At 51.8% G+C, this 6,999-nt stretch carries 3 protein-coding genes; all 3 read left to right on the forward strand.

Annotated elements, in window-relative coordinates; all coding sequences use genetic code 11:
* Positions 1-127: 127 nt before the first annotated feature.
* Positions 128-1,168, forward strand: a complete 1,041-nt coding sequence (locus EKK48_29220; protein ID RTL35761.1) for a phenylalanine--tRNA ligase subunit alpha — start codon at positions 128-130, stop codon at positions 1,166-1,168.
* Positions 1,169-1,226: 58 nt separating this feature from the next.
* Positions 1,227-3,764 (forward strand): phenylalanine--tRNA ligase subunit beta, encoded by a 2,538-nt coding sequence (locus EKK48_29225; GenBank protein ID RTL35762.1) that lies wholly within the window; start codon positions 1,227-1,229, stop codon positions 3,762-3,764.
* A gap of 176 nt (positions 3,765-3,940) precedes the next feature.
* Positions 3,941-6,999: hypothetical protein (locus EKK48_29230; protein RTL35763.1), on the forward strand; the 3,059-nt coding region annotated here is incomplete at its 3' end.

Below are 6,999 nucleotides of genomic sequence, written 5' to 3' on the forward strand. Positions count from 1 at the left end.
CTGGACTCGCAGCAGTTTTTCCTTTTGATTGCAAATCGCAACGACGAGGACCTCTAAAGCCGGAAATGCGGCGAATTTCTGCTAATTTTATTACTCGTTATCAGCCAAACACCTTGGAATCAAAGATATGACTCCCGAAGAGCTTGAAGGAAAATTACGCGATGCCGAGCGCAATGCGATTACAGCACTAGATGCGGTGAACGACTCGGCGCAGTTGGAAGAATTTCGCCTCAAGTTTATGGGCAAAAAGGGCGAGGTCACTGGTATTTTGAGCGGCGTTGGTCAGCTTGATAAGGCAGACCGCGGGCGTGTCGGCTCACTTGCCAACTCGGTAAAGACAAATATCGAGGCGGCTTTCGAGACGCGAAAGCGAACATTTTACGACCGTGAATTGAATGCCAGACTGGCAACCGAACGCATCGACGTTACGTTGCCAGGCACCGGAATGAAACCCGGGCACATTCATCCGCTCACTCAAATTACCAACGACATTATCGAAATTTTCCATGGCATGGGCTTTTCTGTCGCCGATGGTCCGGAAGTCGAAACCGACTATTACAACTTCGATGCACTCAACACACCCGATCATCACCCGGCACGAGATTCACAAGACACGTTCTACACGAACGTGAACGGCTCGGTGCTCCTTCGCAGCCAGACATCAACCGTGCAGGTGCGCGTCATGGAGAAAGCCAAACCACCGTTGCGCATCATCTCCCCCGGCCGCGTCTACCGCAATGAGGAAGTGAATGCCCGCAAATATCCACTGTTTCACCAGCTGGAAGGTTTGCTCATCGACAAAGACGTGACATTCGGTGAGCTCAAAGGCTTATTGACCGAATTCATTCGCTTGTTCCTTGGCAAGCCTCTAAAAACACGTTTTCGACCCGACTTTTTTCCATTCACTGAACCGAGCGCTGAACTTGACAGCCAGTGCCCATTTTGCATGGGAAGTGGCTGCAAAGTTTGCGGTCACCGAGGCTGGCTCGAGTTACTCGGATGCGGCATGGTCGACCCCAATGTTCTGCGCGGATGCGGAATAGACCCCGAAGAGTGGAACGGCTTTGCTTTCGGCATGGGTATTGAACGCGTTGCCATGCTGAAATACGACGTCAACGATATCAGGCACTTCTTCACAAACGATCTCAGGTTTCTCGAACAATTCTGAAAACCGCATGCCTTCTTCGTTTTATTCATGCACACTTCTATTTAACTGAGGATTCCTAATGAGACTGTCCTTCGATTGGCTATCAGAATATGTTGACCTGACAGGTATAACGCCTGAGGTAGTGGCAGAAAAGCTCACTATGGGCGCATTTGAAGTGGAAGAAATTCGCAAAGTCGGTCCGGATATCGAAGGACCAGTGGTGCTCGGCGAAATTATGGAAATTCTTCCGCATCCTAATGCCGACAAGATTCGTCTCACCAAAACCCGTATTGCGCCAGGTGAAGACCCACTGGAAATCGTGTGCGGAGCACAGAATATTGAAGTCGGACAGCGAGTGCCAGTCGCTTTGCCGGGTGCCAGAGTAATCAACCGAAAAGACGGGACTGCGCTTGCCATCAAAGCTTCAGCAATTCGTGGCGTGCAGTCGAACGGCATGCTTTGCTCGCCGCCTGAACTAGGAATTGTTCCGGCAGGTGTCGAAACGCCGGAAAGCTCAGGCATTTTGATACTAAAACCATCCCAGGGCGAACTGGGCACAGACATCAAAAAGCTTTTCCATCTCTACCCCGACTATGTTCTTATCGTTGAACCGCGCTCGAATAGAGGCGATGCTTTGAGCGTGATAGGTTTGGCCAGAGAAGTGGCGGCACTCCTCAATCGCCCTCTCAAGCGCCCTGATTGGAAGTTGGAAGTAGCTGAAGACGCAGCTCTGAATTTCGACGTAAAAGTAGAAAACTTAGATGATTGCCCATTCTTCACGATCAGACGTCTGAGCGGGTTAAAAGTCGGACCATCACCGGACCTGATAGCCAGAAGGTTAGAGGCGGTGGGCGTGCGTTCGATCAACAACGTCGTGGACATAACAAACTACGTCATGCATGAATACGGACAACCGCTTCACGCCTACGATATGAACAAACTGGAAAAACCGGAAATCACGGTCAGACGAGCCAAGCAAGACGAAAAAATGGTCACTCTCGACAGCAAAGAGCGCACCATGAGCGATGAAGTTTTGGTGATCACAAACGCAGGAAAACCTGTCGGCGTGGCCGGTGTCATGGGTGGTGAAAACAGCGAAATCAGCGACTCTACAACAGAGGTCGCCCTCGAATCAGCGACCTTCAATCAAGCCAGAGTGAGACGCGGCGGACGATTGCTCGGGCTTGCCAGCGAGAGCAGTTTGCGTTTCGAGCGCGGCGTTGATGTGGGCACTACAGCCGAAGCATCAGACCGAGCCACATTCCTGTTTCTCAAATATTGCTCTGGCAACGGTGCTCCACGCGTCGGCAAACTGGAAAAAGCCGGCAGCGACGAAACCAAAACACTCTCTGTCGACTTGCGATTAGCCCAGTTGAAGCGCTTTCTCGATGCCGAATTCAGCGTTGAACAGGTAACCGAGTATTTGACTCCACTGGGTTTCAAAGTCAGCAAAAAAGACGACAAAACCGTCTCAGTTGCTGTGCCCAGTTTCCGTCAATCAGATGTGACTAGAGAAATCGATCTGATTGAAGAAGTCTGCCGAATCTGGGGTTATGACAATTTACCGGTACGCATGCCGAAAGCCGCAGTAACGGCTGATCCAGCAGAAGATACGGTGGCTAAGACACGGTCAATATTGGTCGCCGCCGGACTCAGCGAAGCCTGGTTGAGCAGCCTCACGGCTGCTGATACTAACCCAGCGACCGCTTCGTACAGCACACAAAAACGCGACACTCTCGTAGAAGTGCTCAATCCACTCTCTGAAGACCACCAGGTTTTGAGACAGAGCCTGATGCCGGGTCTGATAAAATGCGCCACCTACAACCAGGATCACGGACGCAAAGATGTGTGGATCTTCGAAATCGGGCGTACTTACAGACGCTTGAAAGATGGTGAAGAAGACACTTTCAAAACTGGTGTAAAAGAAGAACTGAAAGTCGCCGGTGTGCTCATGGGCGACCGAAAAATGACAGCATGGAAGGGTCAGGAAGGCGCAGACGCAGATTTCTACACAGCCAAGGGCGTCGTCGAAAATTTGCTTTCCAGTCTCGGCATCGACTTGAAGAGAGTTCGTTTCTTCAACCCGAAGGAAACGAATATCTTGCACCCATCTAGAAGTGCCCAAATCGAATTTGATCGCGGCGCTTCCAGGAAGGAAAAGAGCAACAACGGCAATAATCAAACCCCACCGAAAGCAAACACGGAACACATCGGCTATTTAGGTCAGGTGCATCCTGGATTTTCGGACGCAATGGGTCTGAAGCAGAATGCTTTTGTCTTCGAGCTTTCTCTCGATGGCTTGCGCAGTCTGAGAAAACCAAATTCGTTCAAAGAAATTCCCACTGCGCCAGAAACATCAAGAGATTTGACTGTTGATCTCGATGAAGGTGTCGACCATGCGGCTGTAGCATCTTGCATCAGCTCATCGGCCGGAGCGATTCTCAAACACGTTGAGCTGGTAAGTATTTATCAGCCATCCGAAGGTAAGCGCAGCCTCAGTTACAGGCTGAGTTTCCAAGACATTCAAAGAACGTTAACCAATGAAGAAGTAGAAGCCAGCCTGACACGCGTCAGAGACAGTCTGGTGAACCGTCTAGGCGGTTCCTTCAGACTGTAACCGCCTGATCCGGGCACCTGACAGCGAGACTATCGCGAATAAGTCAAGCAGTTCCCGGATAACAAGCGATAGACGGTATTTTGAAAATATCTTCGTTGATAACGTATTGATTCTCTAGGCGGGGTATATTGAACATACGGTTTTGGGCTTAGGTACTGTGGGCGCTTGGTAACTTGATGTATAAGCTGACGTTTCGAATCTGGCTGGCACTGGTAGCGGTAATCGTTTTCGGGGCCGCAGCGTACTTCGCGATGAAGCAATTCCCGTCGGCGCTGATCGGTCTGCCTGGCGTCGTCATCATTCTTGCTGTGCTCGCAGCACCGATCCTCGTTGCTTTCCTCGCCTTTGCCAAGGGTTCAGCTCGCCAAAAAATCATCATCTCTGCGATCGGCATCGCTTTTGGTCTTGCCTATGGACTGGCTGCCAATATCAACTTCGGAACAACCAAACTGCTCCCGAACTTCCAGCTTTTGATCAACGAATACTTGCTGGGAATCATGGCACTTGGTGGGGCTTTGACTTCACTCGCGTTCTGTTCTCTTAAACCTGCCGACGCATTAGACTCCGCCGTCAAAAGGGGAGGTCCTACCGAAGTCGTCATTCCTGATAAGGAAGAAACAACTCCGAAGACGTCTTCAACAAAACTGCCGGCCCAGCCAAACGAACCTCTGACGAAATCTCCTGCCAGCATCTCAAGTACAAATCTCAGGGGAATTCTCGACGACCTTGCTCCGGACGATGCGGCTGGAAACGAGCCGGCTCCGACGAAATCTGGCTTAGCGGGCAGCATGGGTGCTAAAGGAGCCGCCTCGGGCAAACAAACAGAACCAGCTGCCCAAGCACAACCAAGCACTGCACAAGCAGCTTCAACTGCTTCGCCTACTGCTGAAACTCCGACAGCTCCAGCTCCTTCGACAAATCCATCAGATTCGCAAAGCAACCTGAAAAAAGCAACGACCGGCACAGTAGCGTCATCTACGGCGACTCGCTTGCAAGCCCAAAAACGAAAGAGTACCAGCACCTTTACGAAACTGCAGGCCTTGTCCGCTAGCGGCACAGGCGGAATTCGGCCGAAACCACTGGAAACAGCAGGTGGAGACAATGATGCTGACAGCCTGAAATCGATTCTGGACCGGCTTGATACCAAACAAGAGGATGCCTACTCAGCGCCAGACGAAGTAGAGATGGACTCACTCTTCGGTCAAGAAAGTCTTTTGTCACCGCCTGAGGTACCAGACGAACCGCTTTCAATCCCCGAACCAAAACCTGAACCGAAGCCGGAACCTGTAAAACCTGAACCAGTAAAGACGCCGGAACCACCGAAACCGGCCGTCGCGCCCAAGCCGGCAGAACCAGCCAAGCCAGCGCCTTCCGCAGCCAGCGCATCACCCAAACCTGCACCAAAACAGTACGATTCTCCACTGGCGAAAAAGCCGGAAGCATCGCCGAGCCTGTCTTCGATGCTGGATGCGCTAGACGTACCAGCTGCACCATCGACTTCAAGCCCGGCCGCAAAATCCTCAAGCAGCACCTCTAGCACCGCAGGTGGTGCTGGTGCGAAGCAGTTGACTCCGACATCAACTCCGAAACCAAATGTTGTGCCTCCGGCAGCGCCTGCAAAACCAGCCGCAACTGGTCCGAAGGCTCCTACACCGATCTCTACACCTAAACCAGCGCCGCAGACTTCGAAACCAGTCACACCTGTATCGACACCAAAGCCTGCTCCGGTCGAAGCGCCGAAGCCAGCAGCGAAAATCGAAGCTCCGGCTCCGAAGCCTGAAGTGAAACCAGCACCGAAACCCGCTGAAGCTCCCACGCCGGTAGCGAAAGAACCGATCAAGTCGGAACCGATGAGAGAAGAGTCAGGTCTTTTCGAAACCGGACTGGACAAAGAAATCGACGATATTTTCTCAAACCTCGTACCAGCAGAGGCGCAGAAAGAAGTCGCCAAAGCAACCGAAACTAAGGCAGAGTTGGCGCCGGAACCAGAGAAAGAAGTTGAAACTGAGGAACAGATTGCCGATAAACCCAAAGAAGGCGGAGTCTTCGAATCGACGAAAATCGATCAGGAACTCGACGACATCTTCTCCAATTTAGTGCCCGCCGAAGCGCAGAAAGAAGTCGTATCGAAACCTGCGACATCTCAAGCAGCGAAGCCGGCCGAGACAAAGCCAGTCGAAGAAAAGAAACCTGTCGTAGAGAAAAAGCCGGAAGAGAAGAAGCCCGTTGTTGAGGAAAAGAAACCGGAACCAAAACCCGAGCCGAAGCCTGAACCAATTAAGAGTGAAGGCATGTTTGAAGAGTCTGGCTTGGATCGCGAACTGGACGACATTTTCTCCAACCTCGCGCCTTCAGAAGCGCAGCGGAGTGTGACTCACGAGACTCTGGCGAAAGTCAGAGCAGCCGATGCCACAGGCGACCATCCGGCGATCACTCCAGACAACGTGATGCGCAGCAAAGCGCAAGAAGAAATGTCATTCGCCCCGCCATCAGAAGAAGCTGAGTCGAAGAATCTCAAAGAAGCTGCCGTCGAGCCGGATACAACCAGCCTGGACAGTACGGTTGAGGCGAAAACAGAGGTCGTTGAAGCCGAAGTAGAAAAAGAGAGCGAAATCGAAGGCAAATCGAGTAAGTTCACCGAAACACTGCATGCCATGCCGAGTTTGCAGGCCACTGTAGAAGGATTGCTCAGCAATCTGGCCGCCTCGGAGACAGTTAAGACTGAATCGTTTGCACCTCCGAAAGCCAAAGAAGACAATGGCAGCGGTGTAGCAGACAAAGTAATGGATCTGCTGGACAGCCTGGAATCCAGTCACGAGTCACAAGCGGCGCAGGAATCAGCCGAAGCTGCTGCAGAGTCTGCCACAGGCGATATTGTTAGCGACTTGTTTGATACTTCGAGCAAAGAGGCTGAGAAATCGGAGCAACCGAGCGAAGATCATGAAGCAACGCAGATAGAAGCAGATGTAGCAGACTCAACCAAGTCTGAAGAAGCAGTTGTGGAAGAAGCAGTGAGTGCTGTAGAGGCAGAAGAAGCAGCCGAGACCACTGAGCCAGCAAGTTCTGAAGTAGAGAAGGCCGAAGCAGAAACCAGGGCAGAAGCGGAAGCTAAGGCAGAGGCAGAAGCCAAGGCAGAAGGAGAAGCTAAGGCAGAAGCAGAAGCTAAGGCAGAAGCAGAAGCTAAGGCAGAAGCAGAAGCTAAGGCAGAAGCAGAAGCTAAGGCAGAAGCAGAAGC

It is taken from the genome of Candidatus Melainabacteria bacterium (assembly GCA_003963305.1).
GTDB lineage: Bacteria > Cyanobacteriota > Vampirovibrionia > Obscuribacterales > Obscuribacteraceae > PALSA-1081.

Coding starts and splice junctions, on each gene's coding strand:
- EKK48_29225 (RTL35762.1), top strand. CDS start 1,227: ATGAGACTGTCCTTCGATTGGCTATCAGAATATGTTGACCTGACAGGT.
- EKK48_29220 (RTL35761.1), top strand. CDS start 128: ATGACTCCCGAAGAGCTTGAAGGAAAATTACGCGATGCCGAGCGCAAT.